We start from the raw sequence: 25,655 nt of genomic DNA, 5'->3' as shown, positions 1-25,655 counted from the left end.
AATATGCAGCAGAACACCATTCGTTATTACCGCGTTATATATATTATTATGGGCGCGCTTCTTTTCCCATTACCCCAAGTACTTGCCCATACAAATCCAACGATCTATTCTGTCCAAGACTATGGAGCCAAAGGCGATGGAAAATCCCTTGACACCAAACCGATTCAAAACGCGATTGATGCCTGCCACCATGCCGGAGGAGGCGTCGTTCAATTAAGTGGCGGGACGTTTATGTCTGGTACAATTTTTTTAAAAAGTGGTGTTCGGCTACATATTGAGAAGGGGGCAACACTATTAGGTAGCACAAACGCACAGGACTACCCCGACATTGGCGTCCAAGATCCTACCAAAGAAGAACGCTACAATGCCGGTAAGGCATTAATTTATAGCGAAAATCAACACCATATATCGGTATCGGGGCAAGGTGTCATCGATGGAAACGGCGCTGCGTTAGCCGGTCTCAACCAAGTGAGGACACACATCATTCATCTTAAAGCCTGCGAACGGATCAAGATCAGCGATGTTTCCCTCGTAAACGGCTCGTGGTGGATACAAAAATACGACACTTGCAATAACCTCCAAATCGATGGAATAACCGTCAATAGCAAGGAAAACAGTGACATGAATAAACCCCGTTATGCCGACACACCTGGTAGAAATACAGATGGATGCAATATCGTCGACTCGCGGAACGTCCAACTATCAAATTGCCATATTTTCAGTGGCGACGACGGGATCGTTTTAAAAAGCTTCTCGAAAGATCTAGGTTGCCATAACGTGACGATCAGCAATTGCATCATCAGTACCAATGCTTCCGGCATTAAAATCGGGACAGAATCTGCGGGAAAATTCCACGACGTGTTGGTCAATAACTGTATCGTATATGATACCCGATTAGGTGGGGTTGAATTGATGGTAGTGGATGGAGGCAGCATGGAACGCATCGTAGTCACGAATATCTCGCTTAACAATATCCTTGGTGCCGCTATCTATGTACGATTAGGAAATCGAGGAAGAGAATATATCCACAACAAGATGCCTTCGGTAGGTAGCGTGAAAGATATTCTCATCCAAAATATCTATGGAACAAAAATAGGCCGTTATGGTAATTCCATAACCGGTATCCCGAGTGCACCGTTAAAAAATATTACATTGGAAAATATCGACCTGAGCTTTACGGGAGGAAATACGCCCTTATATTTCGAGGGATATCCGACAAAACCTGTAGAAGAGCGAACAATAGATCAAGTTCCCGAAGAGGAAAAATCCTACCCTCGATGTGATATATTCGGGAAATTACCTGCCTATGGATTTTATATACGACATGTTGAAGGAATCGATTTTCGCAATATAAAATTGAGATTTGAAGAAGAAGATACACGTTCCGCTATTGTTGCAGACGATGTTTCAAATTTCTTTTTGGATGGCTTAAAAGCACAGATATCGCCACATGCACCCGCTGTAATTCAAGGAAGGAATATGCAAACGGCCGCTATCGTAAACAGCATAAGCCTGACCCCCGTACCCTCATTTTTACATGCTTCTGGAAACAAAACACAACATATTGTATTATCTTCCAATATATTGAAAAATTCAGGGACCAACCTGTCTACCGATGATTCATTCCCCGTATCTGAAATTAACGAAAAATGAGCATGTCGCTACACATAAATAAACTATCCAAACTCGGTTTAGCTAAGCTGGCCGTTTTCCTATACCTCATTCTAGGCGTTTACCTGTCGTCAAGTTCTCAAGAAATTGCGATAAATGCCCGCCTGTCTGGCCAGCGCTGGCCGGCCCATTGGATTAAGGCAAGCGATGGTTCTACAAACGGATATGGTGTTTACCACTTTCGCAAAGTGTTCGACCAGGATAGCAAGCCTTCAAAATTTGTGGTGCATGTTTCCGCTGATAATCGCTATAAGCTGTACATCAATGGCGAATTGGTTTCGCTGGGACCTGCACGTGCAGACGTCTACAATTGGCCATTTGAGACCGTGGATATTGCACCTTACATCAAAAAAGGCAAAAATGTGCTCGCTGCCGTTGTATGGAACTATGGAGAGCATTTGCCGGTAGCACAAATGAGCTTTTACAAAACAGGGTTTATCCTTCAAGGAGATGGCGAACTAGAACAGAAAGTTAATACCAACACGACCTGGAAAAGCTATGTTAATTCCAGCTATCAGCCGACCACAACCGATCTTCAAACGTATTACGTGGCAGGGCCCGGCGATCAGGTCAACGGTGAGTTATATCCCTGGAAGTGGGAGTCTGGAAATTATGACGATTCATCGTGGAAAAACGCTGTCGAGATCATGGTAGGTGCCGGAAAAGGTGCACATGATTACCCGGGATGGCAACTGGTTCCCAGACAGATTCCGCAAATGGAATTAACCAATCTGAGAATACCCGTGTTGCGAAAAGCCGAAGGAATCAGCAAATGGGCAGGCTTTCCACAAAAGAAAGGTAACTATACTGTTCCTGCTAGTTCGAAGATTACCCTGCTCATTGATCAGACACACCTCACCACCGCTTATTTCAATGTTTTATTTAGCAAAGGAAAAGGAGCCAGAATGAAGATTAAATATGCAGAATCACTGTTCGAAGATCGCAAAGATGATCAAGGACGATTCCAGCATAAAGGCAACCGAAATGAAATCGAAGGAAAAGTATTCTTAGGATATTACGACGAAATTCTAGCCGACGGAGGTGCAAATCGTCTATTTACTTCGTTATGGTGGCGGACCTATCGCTATGTTCTTTTCGAAATAGAAACAGACCAAGAACCCTTGATACTACATGATGCATATGGCCAGTTCACCGCTTATCCATTTGAACAGGTTGCTCATTTTCATAGTTCGCAACAACCGGAACTTCAGGACATCTTATCTACCGGATGGCGTACAGCCCGTTTATGCGCACATGAGACCTATGAAGATTGTCCTTATTACGAACAGCTGCAATATTTCGGAGATACGCGGATACAAGCGATGATTTCGCTCTACAACACGCGCGATGACCGGTTGATTAAGAATGCCATAGACAACGGACGACAGTCGATTGTTTCAGACGGTATTACGATGAGTCGTTACCCCACCAATCTACATCAGTTCATTCCTTCGTTTTCCATATGGTGGATCGCAACAGTTCATGACTACTGGATGTACCGCGGTGACGACCAGTTTATAACGAGTCAACTTTCCGCTATCCGGTCCATCTTAAATTTTTATGAACAACATCTGGCAGAAGACGGCAGTCTGTCAAAAATTCCCTATTGGTTTTTTACCGACTGGACATCAGGGTTCGAACTGGGTATTCCTCCCCGCGCAGAAGATGGACAATCTGCGATTCAGGATCTGCATTTTTTGTATGGGCTACAATTAGCTGCCGAGATCGAAAGGGAACTCGGGGAGCCTGCACTCGGCTCCCGTTATGAAGCATTGGCTGCACGCATTTCCGCAAATCTTAAAGATAAATATTGGAACGAAAAACGAAATCTATTTGCGGATACACCTTCAGCAGAGCGCTTTTCCCAACACACCAATATCCTGGCCATTTTAACAGGTGTGGCCGATGGTGAAAAAGCAGGCGTTGTCCTGAAAACATTGTTAGCCGATAAAAGTATTACACAGGCGAGCATTTATTTCAGATACTACCTGCACATGGCGCTGGTCAAAGGTGGGTTGGGCGACAACTATTTAGACATGATGGATCTATGGCATACGCAGCTCTCGCTGGGATTGACCACTTGGGCAGAGCAACCCGAGCCGTCCCGAAGCGATTGCCACGCTTGGGGCTCGAGTCCAAATATCGAGGTATTCCGCACCGTGTTAGGTATAAAAAGCGATGCTCCCGGTTTCAAAAAAATCCGTATTCAGCCCCATTTAGGAAATCTTCGCGAAGTTAAAGGCAGCATCCCGCATCCGCTTGGAGATGTGGTGGTGGACTATCGGGTAAACGATATCGAATCTGTAGCCATAATAGACTTACCGGTGAAAACAACAGGTATATTGCAATGGCGTGGGGAGGAGTTTATTTTGAAACCCGGTTTACAGCAGATCAGCATAGCACATTAACGACAGGCATTCAAAAAAACAGTACGAAGAAGGCAAGACCGGTATAACCGACTTCCTTCTTCAATATCTGTAGCGCTACAGAGAGCGTATTGTATACGGTTTGTTCGCTGATAGCTAGATTTTCAGCAATTTCCTTTGCAGATTTACCTTGCTCTTTGCTCAGTTCGAATATTTCCTTTTGACGAACTGTCAGCTTTGTCTTTGCATTTTCAAGCCGTTTAACAAACAAATCCAAATCCATCTTCGAATCCGAGTTTGACTCGCCACTTTCCAAAATATCACAGTAATCCATATAATCGTCAAATACCGGGCTCTTGATCTGCTTCCGCAATCGATCAATAATGATATTCTTAGAAATCTTAAACAAATAAGATTTGAAAGCACCATCAGCCCGAATCTTCTCCCTATTGACCCAGAGTTTGATAAACGTCTCTTGCACAATTTCCTTACTTATACTATGCGATTTGACTAATGAAAATACGAAACCATAAAGGTTATCGTGGTATAACGCATATAATTTTTTGAAATCGTTATAAGAACCACGTTGCAGCCCTTTTATACAATCAATATGTTCCATATGGTATCAAAATACTGACCCTAAGTTAAGATAAATTATCAGATAATGGTGTAAACCGATATAGATACCAGACGGTGCAATCATGATCCAACAAACCAATTCCCAGAAGCAGTATCGATAAGCCCGTAAACCAGAAATTTGGCGTAACAAAACTTTTTAAGTAGGTTTAGCTATTGCTTAATGCCCTAATTTAGCGAGACGATTAAATAAGGGAAACGAAACAACATGCGCACGATATCGAATAAAAAAGACATCCCCATAAGAACATTGCCTAAAGAATACGGGAACGGTATTGCAGTGTCAAAAGTATCTGCTGCATCTTTTTTAGCAGATGACGAAACAATGCATGCGCATCGGCACGATTACCACTTTTTTGTGTTGCAGGAAAAAGGCACCACGCACACCGAAATTGATTTTGAACAGTATATAATCAGCACCCCAACAATCCTTTATCAATCGCCCAATCAGGTGCACCGTGCTTTGAAAGTCGAAAATATCGACATGTATATACTCATTATCAGCAATGAAAATATCCATCCAGATTATCTCAAACTTTTACAAAGTATCGCTCCGTTAAAACCGTTGTCCATTCGGCATAAAGAACTTGCCATTGTTCGCCAAGCATTTCGTCTGTGTACGCATCTGTACGAAAGAAAATCCGATAAGCTTTATCTTTCTTCCTTGCAAGATAGCTGCAATGCCTTGGCAGGACTGATCATTTCGTTGTACCTAAAGCAAGTAAGACCTTCCGAATCGCTTTCGCGGTTTGAGCGGATTACCAATGAATTTTTTCGCTTATTGGAACGCGATTTCCTGACAGAGAAACGCCCTTCAAATTATGCGGAAGCCTTACATATTTCTGTTTCCTACCTCAATGAATGTGTGAAAGATGTAACCGGTCAGTCGGTATCCCACCACATTCAGCAACGGGTAATTTTGGAAGCAAAGCGTTTGCTTTATCATTCCGATAAAGCAGTTAAGGAAATTGCTGCTATTTTAGGTTACGATGATTATCCTTACTTTTCCCGACTATTCACTAAAACAACTGGAATGACCGCCGTAACCTTCCGCAACAAAAACCGCGAATAGTCCAATAATTACACTTTTCCGTCCTTTTCCATTTTGTATAAACTTTCGTCCTTTGTTACCAATAAAATGAAAGATTATGCCAAGTGCTCCAAAATGGGTTTTTGATACCCTAAATTTATTTATTTCTAAAATCCCTTCCGTAACGATAAGTGAAACAGCGTATCTATCGCCATCAGTAAAGCAACTTCGATTGGAAGGTGATTTTAAAAACCTGCATTTCCCGGTTGGTGCTTTCTTCGACATTAGAGTAAGCGATACCGACGCACGACGATATACCGTTGCACAGATAAACGAGGAAAAAGACAAGTTAACGCTTATCGCCCACCTGCATGGGAAAGGCGTTGGGAGCGATTATATGCAACGGTTAAAAGTCGGTGAAACCATAGAGCTCAACCATCCACGGACCGAACAAAAATATAACGATGAAACGGCAGAAAAGATCGTCTTCTTTGGTGACGAGACTTCCTTAGCGTTGGCAAGTTCCTTTCTTCCGGTGGTAAAAGAAAAAAATTTGCCTATCCGGTTTATATTCGAACTCGACGAGGAAAATAAACACATACCTGCTGTATTAGGCTTAGAAAACAGCATCGTCTATTCCAAGAACAACTTATTTCAAGACACGGCGTGGATACAGGAGCATCTTCATATTCTTGATCACGAGAACTGGCAGGATGCCTATTACGTTTTGACCGGAAATGTAAAATCGGTGCAGGCCTTCCGGAAAGTCATCAAAAGTAAAACAAACGGCAAGATCAAACATCATGGTTATTGGTTGGAAGGAAAAAAGGGCTTGTAATAATTACCCCTGTATTCTTGGATTTATTTAGATTTATTCCACATAAAGCTTATATTTGTTTCAATTTCAATATATCGCTTTTCCGTGGCACGATTTAATGATAACACTAAAAGTCTTAACGCAGGTGGTTCCTTGGATGAGGGTACCTTTAGGACATTGTTTGATCTATACTGGAAAAGATTGGTTGCTTTTTGCCAGCATCACGTGCGGGATCATGAAGTGGCAATGGATATTGTACAAGAAATTTTTTGTTCGATATGGAAACGCCGTCATCAGCTCCAAGTAGAAGTTGATATGGAATATTATCTATTTCGTGCTACGCGTATAAAGATTACCGATTACTACCGTGAACGATTTAAAAGAGAAGAACAGCAGCTTTGCTTATCCCATTCCTTTTGTGAAGCCGTGAACAATACAGAAGAAACCGTTGTACTCGACGATCTTGAACATTTCGTCGAACAATTGGTCAATAGACTTCCCTGCCGTTGCCGGCAAGTTTATACCTTAAGCCGAAACAGCGGTCTTACCATCGGCGAAATTGCGGAACAACTTTCGCTTTCCGAAAAAACCGTTGAAGCCCATTTAACGAAGGCCCTCCGTACATTGAAGAAGAACGTGAGGCATCAACTTACCGAAAAATAATTTTTTTTGACTAAGGGTAATTCCTTTTATTTCCGACTAGTGTCTTAAAAAGACAGCATGGAGGTAAATGATCACTTGCTTGAAAAGTATTATACAGGTAAGTGTACTATAGCAGAAAAAAGGGCTGTAGAGCAATGGATGTCGGAAGGTATCCCTTTCGATCAGTATACATTAAGACCGCATAAAAAAGAGGATGATTTAAAAAATGAACTGTGGAGTAGGATTCAATTGGAAAATAAAGAGACAGATCCGATAGTTTCCAAACTAGATTATTCCCCACGACCGTTCTATTGGGGGCGATACGCCGCCGCTATATTGCTGCTATGTACTATCACGATAGCGGGGTGGTATATATATGACCACCCTATTGGAGACATCCAAGATGAAAACCAATCAGTAGCCAACCAAGAAACTATCGTTCCGCTGGGTAAACAAGCTGAAATCATACTGTCTGATGGAACTAAAGTACGTTTAAATGCCGGTTCAGTCTTACGGTATCCTAAACAATTTAACAACGCAGAGCGTCGTGTATTTCTACAAGGCGAAGGTTTCTTTGATGTGGCAAAAGATGAAAAGAAACCCTTTTATGTGGAGACAGCGCAAACGATCGCACGTGTAGTAGGAACCCAGTTTAATCTGCTGGCAGACGAAAGCGGTAACCATACCCTTACTGTCGAAGAAGGCAAGGTACAGTTTTCAGCGAATGGTTGCCCGGACACCCTCCTATTGACCGCCAATAGACAAGGGGAATACGACGGAAAGCAGATGCACCAGTCTACGGTTCATGCCCACAAAATCTCCGCCTGGACTAGAGGCGTACTCCTTTTTGACGACACACCGCTGTCAGAAGCTGCATCAAAGATAACGCATTGGTTTGACGTTGCTGTCGTTCTGGAACAGCCCCAGTTAGCTTCCTATCGCATCAACGCCAGCTTTAAAGATGCAACACTCAAAGAGGTCTTGCATGAGGTTGCTTTTGCATTAAATATTCAGTATAAATTGAAAGATAAGGAGGTTGTATTGTATAAATAGTAAAAAATAGATAATAGATAGAAGCATAAACCCGGTACACGCATCGCCAAAATTGCATACCGGGACAAGCAATGAATTTCGTTAACTCACTTATTACATTACTTTAATCAAAAATATGAACTTTTTGCCATTTCGAGCTACATTGTTTTCAGATGCGCTGAAAACAGGAATTTTATTATTGGTTTTTAATTTCGTCCTCACAGCAGCCATAGCGCAGTCATCGATTCTGCAAAAGCGGATAAGCGTTACGGTGCAAGATGCTAAAATAAGCACTGCACTCCATCAAATAGAGGCTGCCGCCGGATGTACCTTTGTCTATAGTACCAATCTGTTGGCTATAGACCGTACCGTTACTATAGATGCTCAGCATAAAACACTTTCCACTATTTTACAGGAATTGTTTGCTGGTGAGATGCCGCGCGTAGAAGTCAATGGTACACGGATCAGCCTACAGCCAAATAACGGTTCGGGGCACGTTTATGGTCGGATCTTAACTGAAGACGGTATTGCTGTAGAGTCCGTGACAGTTGCTATAGAAGGTGGCAAACAGACGATGACCGACGCCGATGGCAAATTCAGTTTCCAAAAGATACGTGCAGGTGAACAGCAGATAAAGGTGAGTTTTCTCGGGCAGGTACTGGCGCATCGGGAGGTCAATGTGCCATCGGGATCTGGTGTTACCGTGGATTTCGTACTTCAGGACGATGGGCGGCTGTTACAGGAAGTTATTGTCACCGGTCAAAAACGTAAAACCTCATCCGTCATAAAAAGCGACATTCCACTTGAAAACCTGCCCATGATGGTCCAGATTGTCGGTCAGGAGCAGTTGCAGCAAAGACAGGTCATGTCTATACGGGAAGCGATTACCAATGTCAGTGGTGTAACTTATGCCAGTTCCTACGCCGGCGGATATGACACCTTCACCGGGCGTGGTTTCGCTTTGAATATTATGCGAAACGGCGTTGCCATCGCCAATGCCGCTGGACAAGTTTACGGAGATAATATCGAGCAGATTGACGTACTTAAAGGGCCTGCCTCCATACAGTATGGTGATATTGCTCCAGGATCGGTTATGAACCTTGTGACCAAGAAACCACTGGATTACAATTACAAACGGCTCGAGATGAAATTGGGACAATATGGTCTGCTGCGCCCCAGCATCGATATATCAGGCCCATTAAACGAGAAAAAAACAGTACTGTTCCGGTTAAATTCTTCCTTAGAAAAGTCGGACAGCTTCCGGGAGAAAATTAACAACAAGAGCTTTTTGTTTGCACCGTCGTTCACCTGGAAAATTTTGCCCACTTTGACATGGAACCTCGAAGGCGTGTACGCGCATGACGATCGTACCATGGACCCAGGGATCATATCCCCGGATAACACCTATACAGGTTTGTCTAAGCTCTCTTTCGGAACATTCTTAGGAGAACCAGCCAATATGTACCGCAGTACCGACGAAAATATTTTCTCCACCTTGTCTTATCAATTTTCCTCCGATTGGACCCTACGCAACGTCAGTTATTACACCAAAGCTACGAGAGAATACGGTTGGATGTCCTTCACGCTTGCCAGTTTAACAGAATCGGGCGATATAGACCGAACCTACTCATCTGAAACCGGAGCATATGGTGGTTGGGGTTCGACAATGGATCTTTTAGGTAAGTTTAACCTCGCGTCCACACAACATAATTTGCTTGTCGGTGTAGAGTATCTTTATGATGATAGGGACCGATCCCTATCGGGATGGGGAAAATTGGACAAGCCCATCAATCTATACAATCCCATCTATGGACAATCCACATTAATAATCGACAATCAGGGAACACCTGGCGACCCTTCCACACAGCGGAAGCGTTTCGGCGCCTATGCGCAGGACCAAATCTCCCTGTTCGACGAACGTTTGCAGGTACTCCTCGGCCTTCGTCTCAACCATGTAAACCGCTCTTCGACCTGGTCTACCGGCCCCGAGCCAGCACAATATATGCCGGATAAACAAACGATCTTCAATCCACGCATGGGCGTGCTCTACAAACCATTCCGGTGGATGTCGGCCTTTGCCTCGTACACGAATTCCTTTGAAATGAACGGGCAGAACCGCTTTACAGGAGAATTACTTTCGCCATCCAATGCCGACCAGTATGAGGCGGGCATTAAAAGCAGTGTCTGGGATGACCGTTTAGGCATAACCGTGGCGGCTTTCCATATCGATAAGAAAAATATAAGCGGCTATGTTACGGGGTTAACGGAGGCACCGTCTTTTCCACACACCTACTTTAGCGCTGAGTCCGGCACGGCCTCCTATGTAGGCGCCAATCACCAAAGTAAAGGTATCGAGCTAGATGTAAACGGCTATGTCCTTCCCAGCTTGTTCGTAAATGCTGCGTTTTCGTATATTGATGCTACGATCGTAGAAGATCCAGCTTATCCTGCGGGAAATCAGTTAGGCGGCGCTCCGCGTGTCATCACCAATTTTTGGGCCAACTACAAGTTTTCACAACAAGCGCTTAAAGGCTTTGAATTTGGTGGAGGCGTTTCTTACCGAGGAAAAAATTATGCGACAAGCTATAACCGCGACGTGGAACTCGCTCCACATTATACAACCATAGACGTAGCACTTGCCTATACATTTAAGAATGTGTTCACTAGGCTGAATGTAAATAACCTTGCCAACGAAAAAGGCTATACCTATGGTATGTACGGCGGATATTATCCCTTATGGTCGAGACGTGCTGTTTTCAGTATAGGAATAAAACTATAAGCCAAGAACCTTGAAGAAAAAATTTTTAAAGATTAATGCCTTCCTGCATCTGTGGCTTGGACTGCTATCCGGTCTCGTCGTATTCATACTGGGACTCACGGGTTGTATCCTGGCTTTCCAACAGGAAATAGAGGATGTCATGGAACCTTGGAGGCGTGTAGTGCAAGACGTAACGTACCATGATTCTCCGAAAGAAATGGCTAGGGTACTGCTCGACAGCCTCCCCGACAGTGATATTGCCACCGTCAAATACCTCGGGCGGGACCGCAGTGTGGCTATTGATTTTGAACATCAAGGAAAAAGAAAAACAGCGTTTATCGACCCCTATGAGCGAAGTATACTCAAAATTAAGGCGCAAACGACCGGATTTTTTCCGGTCGTATTGCACCTACATATCCGCTTGTTGTTGCCCGGCAAGGTGGGACATGGTATTATATCCTATGCAACGGTTATCTATATCATCTTACTACTGGGTGGATTAATCCTTTGGTGGCCTAAGAAATGGAATAAAAGACAACTGAAGAATGCCCTAAGTCTGAAATGGAAAGCCGGTGCTAAACGAGTCAACTACGATCTTCATAACGTGTTCGGCTTCTATTCCTTGTTACCCTCGCTCATTATTGCCTGTACCGGCATCTTCATTAGTCTATCCTGGTTTACCAAGTCCGTCTATTGGATCTCCTCCGGTGGCCAACCGCTTCCTGTCAGGGAAGCTCCTCTCAGCAAAGCAACCGGTAAGACGCTAATCGATCCACTACTTGCAGTAGATAGCGTATGGCATCTCTTGGGAAAAGAGAAGCAACGCAGCACATATGCCTTAAATTTTATCTTGCCAAAAAAAAGTACCGACGTGGTTACCGTTACGGATAATCCCAATCCCGCAACGGCACATTTAGCCGTTATCCGACACGTCGACCGCTATTCTTTCCAATTTATCCCTATGCCCCACTACTGGCAGAAAGACACCGAACTGGCAAATACAGGCGACTGGATAGGCCGTTACAATTATGATGTGCATGTGGGACGAATAGGCGGTTTGCCCGGGAAGTTCCTAGCTTTTATCATTTCAGCGATATGCACCTCGCTCCCGATAACAGGTTTTCTGATTTGGTACAACAAAAAATGGGGAAAGAAAAAAGCTAAAGGCGTATCAATACGCTTCTGAGTTATTTTCAGGTAATAGACTATTTGGCGTAATAAAACTTTTTACGTAGATTTAAATATTGTTTAGTGACCAAATCTAGTAAGCCAATGGATAGACCGCGTACTAACTCACCTTTTCCGGATACGATCAAGAAAAATGTTGCTCATCAACAGAAACTGATGCAAGACCTTGTCGATAGCACAGACGCTATCCTATATTCCGTCGACCTGTCCGGCAGAATCACGGCATTTAACAAGCAAGCCAATCATGCCGTACGTTTACGCAAGGGCGTTGATATTCAAATTGGTGACCACTGGTTAGATATTATAGATGAAAGTACAGGACTGGAAAACTCCACATTGAACATGTTATTGCAAAAAGTCTTATCTGGTGAACGTCACAACACCATCGTCGATATTTTGGGTAAGAGCGGCATTAAAATCACTTATAGTGTACAAGCAAGCCCTATATTTGATGACACTGGTGCCGTAAATGGAGCTGTACTCTGCGCGCACGACATATCCATCCTGACCAATCTGCAAAGAGATGCTGCTGAAAAAGCATTAAGTAGAGCAAAAGAATTAGAAAGTTGGAACAAATTTTATGACATGCTACTTTCCGTACTTGCCCATGACCTCCGACAGCCACTTTCTGCCATTATATTGACCGCTGATGTTGTGCTTCGCGCCAAAAAAACACTTGCTGAAAAAGACATTAAAACACTCATGGAAAAACTGCGCGACAGCAGTTCAAAAAGCATAGAGTTACTAGAAGGGCTGCTTCACTGGATAAAATCCCAAAAAGAAGATTTCACGCACACCCCTAGCCCTGTGACCTTATCTGATTTAATTCATGAAGCTAACGGGCTATTCCTTCACGATCAACAAAGAAAACAGGTAGAATTAAATAATGACATACCTTCCGACCATATTGTCTATGCACATCCACAGATGTTGCTTTTCGTTTGTCGAAATTTAATCCACAATGCTACAAAATATGCTCCTGCCAACAGTATCATTTCGGTTCAATCTGTTAAGAACGACCATGAAATTACGATATCCATCAGTGACAGTGGCGAGGGCATGTCTTCCGAGAAGTTAGCACAACTATTTACTATTCAGAAAGTAGATACCAATGGTAGAAATAGAGGTGCTGGTATGGCGTTAGCGATTTGCCACGATATGGTGAACCAAATGAATGGCCAAATATATGCAGAAAGCAAACCCCAACAAGGAACAACATTTTACCTCAAATTTAATTTACCGAAATTGTAATTTGGATGAAATAACACACACTCGTAATCAACCGCAAATGTGATGGTATTGCAAGCCCGATGCTGCATTGATACCTGTAAGATTAAAAAGCAATAGCAAAGAATAAATTGCATCCATTATCCCGTTGACTTAGTTCTCGTCTATCCCAAAAATATCGAATTTTATATAATCCGAACCAAATAGTTTACTAAATCCCTGTATTCGTGGATTGTCCCATGCGTTAATATACCCGAAATTAGTCCTTTACTTACAGCAGGAGAAAAAACCATGAAAACAAAAACTACATATCTACTCTTATCGTTGTTCTTAGCCGTAGGCTGTTCAAAAGATGCTGATACAGGTCAACCCGAAGGCGGTGAAACACTTTCTGGGAAACTCTTTTTCCAAAATTATGACGGTCACACCTCGATAGCGCTTCCCTCGATGAAGGAAGTAATATGGAAAAAAACCCGAAGCTGGTATGATTGGGACATATCGCTGGACGGCGAAAACATCTTGGAAATGCGGGATGGCTGAAGTGACGGTATGCCGGACCAGGTCAAATTTACCTACCGGCGTTTCGCTGAGGAGCAGCCTATTAACGAGTTTTACTACAGGCCAGCAAACGGCGGTACGGTGTATATTTCAGGGACTTTATCCCCAGATAAAAGCCTATTTTGCATTGATCCAACATTTGATGAAGGCTTTGTAGTCTTATCACCTCAAGAAGGCAAAATCATTACCCACATCGAAAGAATAAACAATGAGCAAGTAGATCGCAACTCCAGTTTTTGCTGGTTACCCGACAATTCGCTGGTGATCACTTGGAAAAACGCCCTTGTACGATTCTCACCTCCTTACACCAAAGGTGAAGTCATCAAACAGTTTCCCGATGAAAATTTCGGACAGATTACGGCGGATAGGCAAGGAAAAAAGTTGGCCATGATTTATCAAAAGCGGGTCTGGATACTAGATCTCACGACCGATGAGTTTTACCAAGCAACAGAAAGTCAGGGAAGAGAAGCCAGTCCCGCCTTCTCTCCCGATGGCCGGTTTATGGTATTTGGGGCTGGTCAGACCGAAATAGGTGTACCGGGCAGTGTGCCAAGCTATCAAAGCTATATGAAGATCGTTCCTGTCGATGGAAAAACCTATCAAGTGGATACGAATGGAAATGGCGTCATTCCCGTCATTGCTGCAGGAGAAATCTCGCCTGAAGCATTGAAAGGCCCGGTTGTGTGGACAGAATAAAGACACCTTTTATAAAATTATTTACCTCGGGCGTAACGATCGGTAACGAATGTGTCTAAGACACCGCTTTACCTATTCACTAGAAAATGAGTTCAATCTCTCCAATCGACAAACAAAAATTAACGTTTATTTCACAGCTTTTTAACCGTGCTATTGCATAAAAAAAAGAAGTTTGTACACGAGTAACAAAATGTGATGCATGATATGTTAGATACAATATGTTTACAAAATATAGCTTGTTCCGACTATAAAGCGTTCAGTCACCTTTATGACAAATACTGGGATTTACTTCTCTCCATTGCACGGAAAAAAACAGGAAACATCGATGTTTCTATGGACATCGTACAAGATCTTTTTGTTGATATTTGGCAACGACGCAGTTCATTGCCCCAAATTGATGATGTCCGTAGATACCTCATTAGTTCGTTATACTTTAAGGTATTCATGCATTTTAGACACCAAGGCATCCAACAGCGTCATGTAAGCTCGTACATTACATTTGGCGTCGATGAACAGGAAGAAGACTTTCTACAACTATTGGAAGGTGAGATACAGCATAACCACTTAATAAACGTTATAGCAGAGTCCGTAGAAGATATGCCTGAACGTATGCGGCAGGTTTTTAGTCTAAAGTATCATCGTTCATTAAGCAACCTAGAAATCGCCGAAACCATGGGTATATCTGTTCAGACGGTAAAGAATCAGCTTATGCGTTCCTTGCAGCATATACGTAACTATATTCCAGAACACCTATCCCATCCCACCGCCTTCCTTTTTTTGCTTTTTCTCCTTTCCTAACACCTGGGTTTTATTTTCATCAAAACTTTACATAACGTTAACGTGATTATCGTGGTACGTTATTAACCTTTTTGCAACTACTGTGTATATATGCAAGAACAGAAAAAATATGTAGAACGGTTAATCAGCGAATATTTGCTCGGCACCATCACGCCAGAAGAAAAAAGGCATTTAGAAAGATGGATGGAACGCCTTGATATATCGGACGAACAGCCTGCGATAAACGAATTTCATAAAGTAATTATGAAAAAACAGATCGATCTTCGTACCGGAGCCCTTGAAAATACAGTTCCTTTGCGTAGACGTAAACTGTGGTGGACTGGTGTCGCTGCTTCACTTCTTCTCGCATTCACTATCGGCGCCTATTTCTGGCCATCCGATCAAGCGAACATAGAAAATCAACAAACCTTAACCGTAAATCAAACGCCCGACTTCATGGAGTTTACCAATCGCAGCAATAGGGATACACTCCTATCCCTAAAGGATGGATCCGAGGTACTCCTAAGCTCGGGAAGCACCTTGATCTGGCCGACTGATTTCGCATCCGACGCTCGTCAGTTAACGTTAGACGGAAAAGCTTTCTTCCGTGTTACAAAAGACGTCAAGCGACCTTTCTCCGTACACACCGGGGACATCATTACCACCGCATTGGGCACCTCTTTTTGGATAGAAAAAATGAAAGGTAACCGCTCACCAATGGTAAAACTGGTCACGGGTAAAGTCAGCGTCAAACGACGGATGACAGATGGCCGGGATAGCCTTTTGGCTATGTTAGCACCGGGACAGGAATGGAACGTGACGAAGCCCAAAGCACCTATTCGACGGAAAACGAACAACGAATTGAAAGAAAAGAAACCCGTCCCAGAAGTAGCAGATCTGATCTTTCATCACGCGCCGCTATACGAGGTATTTCCACGTTTAGCAGCTTATTACAACGTAACCATCAAATTCGATGTCCATGAACTGGAAGGAATGTCGTTCTACGGCACATACGACGACGAAAACCAGATACAGGAAATCATCCAAACAATCGCTTTAGCAAATGACCTAACCGTAGAGTACAATGAAAACGAAGCAATATATACCATAAAAAAGTAAACAGATAAACAAATAGTATGCACAATAAATGAACGGCTAAAATAGCCGTAGGGAATTTTTATATCAGAATAACAAACAAATATGAACAAATCCATTATCAATCGCACACCTTTCAAAGGTTTCTTTACCTTGCTCCTGTTTATGGGAATGAGCAGCTGGACGATGGCCCAAAAAGTAGGCGAACTCGTTGTTATCGTACAGGATGGCCAGTCACAAGCTATTCCGGCAGCCACCGTTACGGTCAGTAATACCGCACTCGATATTACACGTACCTCTGCTTCCGACGATAAAGGCAAGTCGCTGTTTAGCAGTCTGCCAGCAGACAGCAATTATTGTATCTCTGTTTCTTTCACCGGCTTGCTGCCTAAGCAGGAATGCCATTATATCGTCTCTGTCGGAAAACGATCAAGCGCTGTTTTCCTATTAAATGAATTCAGTAGCACAGACATGGACGAAGTCGTGGTTACAGCGATAGGCATCAAGCAGCAAAAAAGAAAAGTAGGATATGCCACACAAGAAGTACCGACAGAAGTATTGGAGGAATCGAAGACGATGAATATCGGTAACGCTCTTTCCGGTCAAGTAGCCGGCTTAATCGTCAACAATCCCACAGGTGTCTTTCAAGCACCTTCTTTCAATCTCCGTGGGAAAAAACCCTTGATCGTCATTGACGGTATTCCGGTAGAAACTGATTTATTTGACATTCCGAGCCAACATATCGAAAACATTAACGTTTTAAAAGGAACTGCCGCTTCTGCCCTCTATGGTTCCAGAGGTAAGGACGGAGCTATCTTGATTACGACCAAAAATGCCAAAAACGAAACACTGGAGTTTACAGTAGGTTCTACCAACATGGTTTCGGCAGGCTTCACCGTATTTCCAGAGTCCCAAACAGAATTCGGCAGTGGTTCCAACGGCAAATACGAGTTTTGGGATGGTGCTGACGGTGGCATATCCGATGGCGACATGACCTGGGGTCCCAAACTCAACACTGGAGAAAAATACGCGCAATGGAACAGTCCTATCCGCGACAAGCAAACAGGTGAAATTATTCCTTGGTGGGGAGACGTCAGCGGCACCATCTACAACGATAAGTCGCGGTATGAACGCGTACCTATCGACTGGGTAAGCCACGACAACTTACGTGATTTTTTACGCCCCGGCTTAGTCACTGAAAACAATTTCACCCTTTCATTCAAAAATGATAAGCTCAGTTTATTTACCTCCGGAAAATATGCCTTGCAACAAGGGCAGGTTCCGAATACCAAACTTAGCTCAGGCGGTCTGAACATGAATTCTTCTTACATGTTCCTTCCGACATTAAATCTGGACCTAAACGTCTCGTACAACAAGGTACACTCTCCCAACTATCCCCGCTATGGCTATGGGCCCAAAAACCACATGTACACTATTTTGCTATGGATGGGAAATGACGTCAATGGCCATGATCTCGCAGATCACTTCTATGTGCCGGGACAAGAAGGATACCGCCAGGCCAACTACAATTATGCTTGGTATAACAATCCTTACTTTGCCGCCTATGAGCTGAATCAAGTGTATGACATGGGGGTACTGCACGGGCAAACACGTCTAAACTGGCAGGCCACATCCAAACTCAACCTACAAGGACGTATGGCACTACGCCAACGCACCACATTCGAAGACATGCAAAGTCCCAAATCGTACATGAATTATGGCGATTCGCGCAACGGAGATTATAAGATGTGGGATAAAGATCAACTCAATTTCGATGCGGATGTACTGGCAACCTACGAAGATTCCTTTGGAGAAAATCTGGGATTAACCATTAATGCCGGTGCTTCGACGTTTAAACGAACCTATAATGAAGGGTTTCAATCAACTGACGGGCTTGTTGTACCCGGCATCTATAACCTCGGGAATACGCAAGGACCAGTAAAGGCCGAGAATCTGCATCAAGAGAAAGTTATCCGAAGTGTATACGCTTCGGTTAATATCGATCTCTTCAAATCTACCTACCTAAATGTATCCGGTCGTAACGATTGGTCGTCTACTCTATCCAGCTCCAACAATTCCTATTTTTATCCAGCCGTATCACTCAGCACGATGCTATCCGATTATATCAGGTTGCCCAATCAAATAGATTTCCTAAAACTATACAGTTCATGGGCGTCCGTATCCGATGATCTAGACCCCTATAGCTTGTTATCCTACTATAAAAAGAATATCACACACGGTTCTATTCCCTCCGTGACATACCCCGAAGGAATCGCCAACCCTTATATACTTCCGGAGCAATCCATTTCCTGGGAATTGGGCACATCGATGGCCTTCTTCAAGAACAGATTTTCGCTCGACGTAGCCTATTATAACGTACTGGACAAAAATCAAATCATCGACCTCATCGTTTCAGAAGCCTCCGGTTTCAAGTCACATAAAGTTAATGGCAATTACTACCGTACACAAGGCGTAGAGGTCATGCTGAATACAGCACTGATCCGAAATACGGATTTTTCATGGAATACAACAATCAACTGGATGCGCTCCGTTCAACGACTGGAATCTATTTACGGTGATCAATCCAAGTTTGGAAATCTCCAAAAAGGCGATCGCGCAGATGCTTATTATGATAACGTCTGGCAAAAAAACAATGCCGGTGAACTTATCCTAAACGCGAACACGGGGATGCCGATACGTGATCCATTCCCACGTTATTTAGGCTATTTCAATCCAGACTGGCAATTCGGTTTCCTCAATACATTCAAATGGAAAGATTTCACCCTACATGTAGACATCGACGGATCGGTCGGTGGCGTGATGCGCTCCCAAACCATAGAAAAAATGTGGTGGGGCGGTAAACATCCCTCTTCCACCCAATATAGACAAGAAGAGTACGATGCCGGGGAGTACATATACGTTCCCCAAGGTGTCGTGGTAACGGATGGCGAAGTGCAGTATGACATAAACGGTAACATTACATCCGACACCCGAACCTACCAGCCCTTTGACAAAGCCATTAGCTGGCAAACATGGAGCCAAAACTATCCCTACCAAGCACGTGTAACCGAGTCAGAAAGCAGCACATTTGCAAACGTATACGACCGTACCTTTGTCAAGCTCAGAAGGCTCTCTATCGGTTATGATCTGAACAAGATTATCCGAAGCAAAAAAATGAAGAGCCTCGATGCTTCCCTTTTTGGCTACAATCTACTTGTCTGGAAGAACATTCCATACATCGACCCTGATTTTGGTATTGGTAATGACGATAACCTGCAGGATCCTTCTACAAGATATATTGGCGCATCGTTAAACTTTAAATTTTAATCCTCATAGAAATGAAAATCATCCGACATATCCTATCGACAGGTCTTGTGATCCTGTCCGTCTTATTGGTTAGTTCTTGTCAAAAACTGACCGAAATAAACGAAAATCCAAACGAAGCCTCAACCACCCATCCCCAGGCGTTGCTCACCAAAGTAGAATGGGAAACCTTTCGTACCTGGCACGGTACCACACCACTTTACATCCTAAAAATGATCGTACAGACCGATGGCGAAAATGCCAATCAACTATACAACTGGCAGCGCGGAAGTTTTGAACAGTACCAGCAACTACGCAATGTCACCAAGATGATGGAAGAAGCCGAGAAAATCAATGAAACCAGCTACCTCGCGCTCGGTAAATTTTTCCGGGCCTACTATTTCTACAACCTGACGCTCTTTTTTGGAGACATTCCCTATTCGGAAGCCTTACAAGGTGAATTATCAGGCATATACCAACCACAATACGACAGCCAAGAAGATGTTTTTAAAGGTATCTTAAGCGAATTGGAAGAGGCGGTTTCTATCTTACATGACAATCCAAATCTCTTTCAAGGAGATATCATCTATGGTGGCAACCCCGAGAAATGGATTAGACTTATCCATTCCTTTCGTTTAAAAGTATTGATGACCTTATCCAATAAGGAACAAAATCCCGCCTTTAATGTCTCTGAGCAATTTGCACAAATATATACGAATGAGCCATTAATGGGAAGCCCCGAAGACGATGGGCAGCTCCATTTTGTAGACCAACAGGATGTGCGCTATCCCGAATTCAACTCCAGCGGTTACGGATCAGGTATGTATATGGATTCAACTTTTATCAAGCGTTTGCAAGATCACCAAGATCCCCGTCTTTTTGTCATTGCCACCCAGACCCGTTTAGGCAAGGAAGCCGGGGCAGCATTGGACGACTTTAGTGCTTACGAGGGGGGCGATCCCATTGCCCCCTATGCGCAGGTGAATGACAAAGCCGTTGCCGGCCGGCTCTCCAAAGTACACGATCGTTATACGGACGATCCCACCTGCGAACCCCTCGTATTAATGGGATATGCGGAGCAACAATTTCTTTTAGCAGAAGCCGCCGTTCGCGGGTGGATAGATGGCGATGCAAAGGAATTATATACCGAGGGGGTTAAAGCATCGTTCGCTTTCTATTCCACATACGCAAAGAACCTGAGTTCATTTGTTTCCGAAGATAAAGTTGCCGCTTATCTTGCACAGACAAATGTCGATTTAGACGCTGCCGTTTCTAAAGACGCCAAACTCGAACGTATCATGATGCAGAAATATCTACGATCTTTCCACCAAGGCGGTTACTCCAGTTATTTTGACCACCTCCGCACCGGCTATCCGACCCTACGCAAGGCAGCTAACGTACGGGTCGCTTATCGGTGGATGTACCCCCAAGCAGAATACAACCAAAACGCACAACATGTAGGCACTGCTATCCAACGACAATTTAACGGCAATGACAATATACATAGCAAAACCTGGTGGTTAGATTAAACATAAAAATTAGAAAAACAATTGTAAATTGACGCTATGAAGGATAACAGAAGAACGTTTTTAAAAAAGGCAGCCTTACTAGCCGGTGCAACAGCTGCATATCAGCTTATGCCCAGTTCAATCCAACGTGCCCTCGCTATTGACGCACCACAAGGAACAACTTATCTAGATGCTGAGCACATTGTTTTCCTCATGCAGGAAAACAGATCGTTTGACCATTGCTATGGCACCTTAAAGGGAGTCCGAGGATTCAATGACCCACGTGCCCTACGATTAGATAGCGGCTTGCCGGTATGGCTACAGACAAACACAAAGGGAGAAACATTTCCGCCTTTCCGTCTCGACATCGAAAACACCAAGGCAACCTGGATGGGTTCGCTGCCACATGGATGGAAAGATATGGTTGGCGCAAGAAATAACGGGAAAATGGATACGTGGCTAGAAGCCAAGAAAGCAGGCAATCCGGCCTACCAGCATATGCCCTTAACTATGGGTTATTATGCACGACAGGATATCCCATTTTACTATGCCTTCGCCGATGCCTTTACCGTATGTGACCAGCATTTCTGTTCTTCCCTAACGGGTACAAGTGCCAACCGATCCTATTTCTGGGCAGGTGCTATACGCGAAGAACCCCATAATCCCGAGTCTACCGCTCACGTTGATAATGGTCAAATAAACTATAAAGACGTCCGTTGGACAACCTATCCCGAACGTCTGGAAAAGGCAGGCATTGACTGGAAAGTGTATCAGAACGAGCTAAGCCTGCCCGTTGGGCTCAACAGCGAAGAAGAAGATTGGCTCGCTAATTTTACAGACAACAATTTAGAATTCTACGCCCAATACAATGTGCGTTTCCATCCGGCTCATCACCGTTATATGGTACGGGAAGCTGAACGGCTAAAAAAAGCATTACGCGACGAGACAGCAGACAGGCAGGAGCGTAACAAGATGCAGCAACGGTTGTCGCAACTCGAAAAGGACATTGCCCATTATACGCCAGAAAATTTCGAAAAGCTAGATGCTACCGCCCAACATATACATCAGCGAGCATTCGTAACCAACACTGCCGATCCGGACTACCATCAACTCGAAAACATTACGTATCAAGATAGTGAAGGTGAAAAATCAGTAAACGTACCCAAGGGCGACATTTTCCACCAATTTCGACAAGATGTAAAGAGCGGAAATCTGCCAACGGTATCGTGGCTGGTGGCCCCCTGCCGCTTCTCTGACCATCCCGGATCCCCTTGGTATGGCGCTTGGTACGTATCCGAAGCATTGGATATCCTAACAGCCAACCCGGAAGTCTGGAAAAAAACCATATTCATCCTTACCTACGACGAGAACGACGGTTATTTCGATCATGTGCCGCCATTTGTCCCACCCCACTCTGCTCGGCCCCACAGTGGAAAAACTGCCAAAGGATTAGATACCCAAGCAGAATACGTCACGGCGGACCAGGAGAAAAAACGAACTGGAAACCCAGATACCGATCTCGATAGCCCCATTGGCCTGGGATTCCGCGTACCGCTCGTCGTTGCCTCACCTTGGACCAAGGGAGGATGGGTAAATTCCGAAGTGTTCGACCACACCTCCACCCTCCAATTTATGGAACATTTTCTGGAGAAAAAATTCAGCAAGAAAATCTCCGAATCAAATATCAGTCCATGGAGACGGCTCATCTGTGGCGATTTAACATCCGTTTTTCGTCCCGTCCAAAAACCATCTGAGATAACACTTGCACCGGTGGACCGCAATGCTTACGTGCAGCGAATTTATTCTGCCAAAGAAAAAACGCTTCCGAATAACTTTAATCCCATAGGTACTGAAGAACTTCAACGGTGGCGTAAGGGGAATATTGCCCAATCGTTGTTTCCCGTACAGGAAGAAGGTACGAAACCTGCCTGTCCACTGCCGTACGATATCGAAGTCAATGCCCAGATAGATCACCAAAAAGGAGAATTGGTTGTTCAATTTGTCCTAGGCGGCCAGCTGTCCAAACACAAAGCTACCGGTGTTCCCTTTATTGCCGTCACGTACGATCAATACAACGATGCATCGGGGAATCCCGGCGTATGGAATTTTGCTGTTGACAGCAGCGAGCCGTTATCCTATCGCTGGAAGCTTAATCGATTTCAAAAAGATATGTATTGCGTAGACATCCACGGACCGAACGGTTTCTACCGCTCTTTTCAAGGGAGCACTACATTCCTAAGCGATTCCATGAGTATCCTCCAGCAACGAAATCAGGAGCAGGTTTTAGAAATCGACATGCGCAACAGTAGTGGCAAATATAGCATACAGGATCTCTCTTATGGTTACGGCACCATAGCTAAAAGTTCATCCGAACGTCGCATCATCCATGTCGATCTAAGCAAAAGCCAAGGATGGTACGATTTGGAAGTACGCTCGGCAGACGACGAAACGCAAGTATATCGCTATGCGGGGCACTTGGAAACAGGCAAACCCAGCATAACCGATCCACTGATGGGCTACGGAAAAAAACGTATATAGAAATAAAACCGCTTTCATTTTTGAAAGCGGTTTTATTTTTATCACTATATTAATATTGCCTTAATCTCCATCATTTACTTTTGCCGTATCATGGAATCAATAAAGACGACAAACGGACTTCCTTCCAACCATGATCAGACTTTTGTCAATGAACTAAAAAAATCAGGTGCTGATAAAACACTGCACAAGTTATTTGATCATTATTGGAAACCGTTATTTCAATTTTCCTTCAACATATTACGTGATGACGACGACGCCAAAGATGTTGTCCAGGAAGTATTCATCGCCCTGTGGGATAGAAAGCTAGATTTAGTCATCCATAGCTCTATCGAATCCTATCTATTTACCTCCGTGCGTTACAAGTCACTAACCAAACTATCGCAGCGACTTTCGTCGAACGAGCGTAACTTGCCGCTTGAAAATTATATTGAACAAACCTTTTCAGATGCGGTAGATCCCTTGATTATGAAAGAACTGCAACAAGAAATCGATCTTCAGATCAACAAACTACCAGAGCGTATGCAGGAGGTCATCCGTTTAAAAACGAAAGAGAGCCTCAGCATACGGGAGATTGCCGAAAAGCTTGACATCTCCGAAGATACCGTCAAGAATCACCTAGCTTCGGCCAGAAAGCGTTTACGTATTCAACTGAGAGATGTAGCCTACACCGCATTTGTGATCAGCCTCTCCGTGCCTCTTTCATAAACGGAGCATGTCCTTGCTTCCTATTATTCTTTATATTTTGTTAATTATTTGATAACATCATGTACTAGCCCTTCTGGTTAAAAAAAAAGACATACAAGTGAAAGCTCATTTGTATATGGAATTTAAAAAGATTAAGGGAATCATTGAACGTTATTTAAAAGGCAACCATGGGATCATCGAACAACAAGCTGTAGACCAATGGCTCGATAGCTTAAGAGGAAAACAGCTTTCCCACAAATCAGAAAAACTTGAGTCCATACGTCACGATATCTGGCAACATGTCGAGTACCAATACGAATACTTATCTCGTCGTCGCACCTCCCGCAAGCGGTTACTATGGCGTAGCGTAGGTAGCATTGCAGCAACCTTCTTAATCGGCTTCATCCTGTTTAAGTATATACGTGTCGATCACGATATACGCTATAGCACTGGTCCGGATGAAACAAGGGAAATTTCCCTATCCGACGGCTCCTCTATCATCTTGGGAGAAAACGCGGAGCTACTCGTGAGTAAACAATTTGAAACAGACTCCATCAGATTAGTTGAACTGTACGAAGGAGAAGCTTTCTTTCTTGTCAAGAAAGATGCCAGCCGTCCATTTGTCGTTAAGAACGAGTTGATGAAGACGGAAGTACTGGGAACATCATTCACCATCCGAACGCACGACGTGCTGGGGACATGGAACATACATGTAAAAACAGGTCAGGTGCGTGTTTCAACAATGGAAAAAGACAGCCAGCATTATACGCTATTAGCGAATGACAGCCTTTCCTTCGACCAAAAGAAAAACAATATCCATTATATGCATTTTGCAGACTTACCACGCGGAAAACTGATTTTCGAAGAGGAGAGTTTACAAAAAGTCGTACAGAAACTGGCTAAGCAATACGACCGCAATATACAGGTAACGGAAGAAATCGGGCGAGCTCATCAGTTTTCAGGCGAATTCGATGCGGATGAACCCTTTGCCTCCGTTTTGGAAATTATTTGTATCGCCACAGGCACGCAGTATCAACTTCAAGAGGACACCATCATACTATTTAAAAAATAGATCAGATCGAAACATTTGAACGGCGCGCTTGACTATTAGGTTCAACGGTATTTCGTA

At 43.7% G+C, this 25,655-nt stretch carries 19 protein-coding genes; 18 read left to right on the top strand and 1 reads right to left on the bottom strand.

Annotation, left to right across the window (positions count from 1 at the left end):
- Positions 1–3 precede the first annotated feature (3 nt).
- Both EWE74_RS01305 and EWE74_RS01300 read left to right on the top strand, forming a co-directional pair.
- The gene (locus EWE74_RS01305; RefSeq protein WP_130139738.1) at positions 4–1,653 is read left to right on the top strand and encodes a glycoside hydrolase family 28 protein; all 1,650 of its coding nucleotides are present in this window, start codon (positions 4–6) and stop codon (positions 1,651–1,653) included.
- A 2-nt stretch (positions 1,654–1,655) separates the two neighbouring features.
- The gene (locus tag EWE74_RS01300; protein WP_206365108.1) at positions 1,656–4,079 is read left to right on the top strand and encodes an alpha-L-rhamnosidase-related protein; all 2,424 of its coding nucleotides are present in this window, start codon (positions 1,656–1,658) and stop codon (positions 4,077–4,079) included.
- A 10-nt stretch (positions 4,080–4,089) separates the two neighbouring features.
- Here EWE74_RS01300 and EWE74_RS01295 read toward each other — a convergent pair whose 3' ends face one another.
- Positions 4,090–4,656, bottom strand: coding sequence for an RNA polymerase sigma factor (locus tag EWE74_RS01295; RefSeq protein ID WP_130139737.1), 567 nt, complete (start codon positions 4,654–4,656; stop codon positions 4,090–4,092).
- A gap of 225 nt (positions 4,657–4,881) precedes the next feature.
- Here EWE74_RS01295 and EWE74_RS01290 point away from each other — a divergent pair, with 225 nt between their 5' ends.
- From EWE74_RS01290 to EWE74_RS01215, 16 genes are all read left to right on the top strand, one after another.
- The gene (locus EWE74_RS01290; protein ID WP_130139736.1) at positions 4,882–5,745 is read left to right on the top strand and encodes an AraC family transcriptional regulator; all 864 of its coding nucleotides are present in this window, start codon (positions 4,882–4,884) and stop codon (positions 5,743–5,745) included.
- Positions 5,746–5,821: 76 nt separating this feature from the next.
- A complete protein-coding gene (locus EWE74_RS01285; protein ID WP_130139735.1) occupies positions 5,822–6,541 on the top strand; it encodes an FAD-binding oxidoreductase in 720 nt (239 codons plus the stop codon).
- A gap of 84 nt (positions 6,542–6,625) precedes the next feature.
- Complete coding sequence (locus EWE74_RS01280) at positions 6,626–7,183, top strand: RNA polymerase sigma-70 factor (protein ID WP_165384618.1); 558 nt, start codon at positions 6,626–6,628, stop codon at positions 7,181–7,183.
- 57 nt (positions 7,184–7,240) lie between these two features.
- Positions 7,241–8,215, top strand: a complete 975-nt coding sequence (locus tag EWE74_RS01275) for a FecR family protein (RefSeq protein WP_130139733.1) — start codon at positions 7,241–7,243, stop codon at positions 8,213–8,215.
- A 115-nt stretch (positions 8,216–8,330) separates the two neighbouring features.
- Positions 8,331–10,973, top strand: coding sequence for a TonB-dependent receptor (locus tag EWE74_RS01270; RefSeq protein WP_130139732.1), 2,643 nt, complete (start codon positions 8,331–8,333; stop codon positions 10,971–10,973).
- A 10-nt stretch (positions 10,974–10,983) separates the two neighbouring features.
- Positions 10,984–12,138: a PepSY-associated TM helix domain-containing protein gene (locus EWE74_RS01265; RefSeq protein ID WP_130139731.1), complete on the top strand. Its 1,155-nt coding sequence runs from the start codon at positions 10,984–10,986 to the stop codon at positions 12,136–12,138.
- A gap of 86 nt (positions 12,139–12,224) precedes the next feature.
- Complete coding sequence (locus EWE74_RS01260; RefSeq protein ID WP_130139730.1) at positions 12,225–13,391, top strand: sensor histidine kinase; 1,167 nt, start codon at positions 12,225–12,227, stop codon at positions 13,389–13,391.
- 267 nt (positions 13,392–13,658) lie between these two features.
- Positions 13,659–13,907 carry a hypothetical protein gene (locus EWE74_RS01255; RefSeq protein ID WP_130139729.1) on the top strand — a complete coding sequence of 83 codons (249 nt, stop codon included), beginning with the start codon at positions 13,659–13,661 and terminating at the stop codon, positions 13,905–13,907.
- A 9-nt stretch (positions 13,908–13,916) separates the two neighbouring features.
- Positions 13,917–14,621, top strand: a complete 705-nt coding sequence (locus EWE74_RS01250; protein ID WP_130139728.1) for a TolB-like translocation protein — start codon at positions 13,917–13,919, stop codon at positions 14,619–14,621.
- A gap of 204 nt (positions 14,622–14,825) precedes the next feature.
- Positions 14,826–15,419: an RNA polymerase sigma-70 factor gene (locus EWE74_RS01245; protein WP_165384617.1), complete on the top strand. Its 594-nt coding sequence runs from the start codon at positions 14,826–14,828 to the stop codon at positions 15,417–15,419.
- Positions 15,420–15,509: 90 nt separating this feature from the next.
- Positions 15,510–16,517, top strand: coding sequence for a FecR family protein (locus EWE74_RS01240; RefSeq protein WP_130139726.1), 1,008 nt, complete (start codon positions 15,510–15,512; stop codon positions 16,515–16,517).
- An 81-nt stretch (positions 16,518–16,598) separates the two neighbouring features.
- Positions 16,599–19,820: a SusC/RagA family TonB-linked outer membrane protein gene (locus EWE74_RS01235; protein WP_206365107.1), complete on the top strand. Its 3,222-nt coding sequence runs from the start codon at positions 16,599–16,601 to the stop codon at positions 19,818–19,820.
- An 11-nt stretch (positions 19,821–19,831) separates the two neighbouring features.
- Positions 19,832–21,325, top strand: coding sequence for a SusD/RagB family nutrient-binding outer membrane lipoprotein (locus EWE74_RS01230; protein ID WP_130139725.1), 1,494 nt, complete (start codon positions 19,832–19,834; stop codon positions 21,323–21,325).
- Positions 21,326–21,361: 36 nt separating this feature from the next.
- Complete coding sequence (locus tag EWE74_RS01225; protein ID WP_130139724.1) at positions 21,362–23,842, top strand: phosphocholine-specific phospholipase C; 2,481 nt, start codon at positions 21,362–21,364, stop codon at positions 23,840–23,842.
- Between the two features lie 90 nt (positions 23,843–23,932).
- Positions 23,933–24,547: an RNA polymerase sigma factor gene (locus EWE74_RS01220; protein WP_130139723.1), complete on the top strand. Its 615-nt coding sequence runs from the start codon at positions 23,933–23,935 to the stop codon at positions 24,545–24,547.
- Positions 24,548–24,662: 115 nt separating this feature from the next.
- Positions 24,663–25,598: a FecR family protein gene (locus EWE74_RS01215; RefSeq protein WP_130139722.1), complete on the top strand. Its 936-nt coding sequence runs from the start codon at positions 24,663–24,665 to the stop codon at positions 25,596–25,598.
- Positions 25,599–25,655: the final 57 nt, after the last annotated feature.

It is taken from the genome of Sphingobacterium corticibacterium (assembly GCF_004208525.1).
GTDB classification, from domain to species: Bacteria; Bacteroidota; Bacteroidia; order Sphingobacteriales; family Sphingobacteriaceae; genus Sphingobacterium; species Sphingobacterium corticibacterium.
The sequence above is the reverse complement of the archived record's forward strand: the minus strand, read 5'-3'. Positions and strand labels throughout refer to the sequence as shown.

What these genes read in the sequence shown, in the direction of transcription:
- EWE74_RS01275 (WP_130139733.1), top strand. Translation starts at nt 7,241, where the DNA reads ATGGAGGTAAATGATCACTTGCTTGAAAAGTATTATACAGGTAAGTGT.
- EWE74_RS01285 (WP_130139735.1), top strand. Translation starts at nt 5,822, where the DNA reads ATGCCAAGTGCTCCAAAATGGGTTTTTGATACCCTAAATTTATTTATT.
- EWE74_RS01240 (WP_130139726.1), top strand. Translation starts at nt 15,510, where the DNA reads ATGCAAGAACAGAAAAAATATGTAGAACGGTTAATCAGCGAATATTTG.
- EWE74_RS01215 (WP_130139722.1), top strand. Translation starts at nt 24,663, where the DNA reads ATGGAATTTAAAAAGATTAAGGGAATCATTGAACGTTATTTAAAAGGC.
- EWE74_RS01255 (WP_130139729.1), top strand. Translation starts at nt 13,659, where the DNA reads ATGAAAACAAAAACTACATATCTACTCTTATCGTTGTTCTTAGCCGTA.
- EWE74_RS01260 (WP_130139730.1), top strand. Translation starts at nt 12,225, where the DNA reads ATGGATAGACCGCGTACTAACTCACCTTTTCCGGATACGATCAAGAAA.
- EWE74_RS01300 (WP_206365108.1), top strand. Translation starts at nt 1,656, where the DNA reads ATGTCGCTACACATAAATAAACTATCCAAACTCGGTTTAGCTAAGCTG.
- EWE74_RS01235 (WP_206365107.1), top strand. Translation starts at nt 16,599, where the DNA reads ATGAACAAATCCATTATCAATCGCACACCTTTCAAAGGTTTCTTTACC.
- EWE74_RS01220 (WP_130139723.1), top strand. Translation starts at nt 23,933, where the DNA reads ATGGAATCAATAAAGACGACAAACGGACTTCCTTCCAACCATGATCAG.
- EWE74_RS01245 (WP_165384617.1), top strand. Translation starts at nt 14,826, where the DNA reads ATGTTAGATACAATATGTTTACAAAATATAGCTTGTTCCGACTATAAA.
- EWE74_RS01225 (WP_130139724.1), top strand. Translation starts at nt 21,362, where the DNA reads ATGAAGGATAACAGAAGAACGTTTTTAAAAAAGGCAGCCTTACTAGCC.
- EWE74_RS01250 (WP_130139728.1), top strand. Translation starts at nt 13,917, where the DNA reads ATGCCGGACCAGGTCAAATTTACCTACCGGCGTTTCGCTGAGGAGCAG.
- EWE74_RS01290 (WP_130139736.1), top strand. Translation starts at nt 4,882, where the DNA reads ATGCGCACGATATCGAATAAAAAAGACATCCCCATAAGAACATTGCCT.
- EWE74_RS01270 (WP_130139732.1), top strand. Translation starts at nt 8,331, where the DNA reads ATGAACTTTTTGCCATTTCGAGCTACATTGTTTTCAGATGCGCTGAAA.
- EWE74_RS01305 (WP_130139738.1), top strand. Translation starts at nt 4, where the DNA reads ATGCAGCAGAACACCATTCGTTATTACCGCGTTATATATATTATTATG.
- EWE74_RS01295 (WP_130139737.1), bottom strand. Translation starts at nt 4,656, where the DNA reads ATGGAACATATTGATTGTATAAAAGGGCTGCAACGTGGTTCTTATAAC.
- EWE74_RS01230 (WP_130139725.1), top strand. Translation starts at nt 19,832, where the DNA reads ATGAAAATCATCCGACATATCCTATCGACAGGTCTTGTGATCCTGTCC.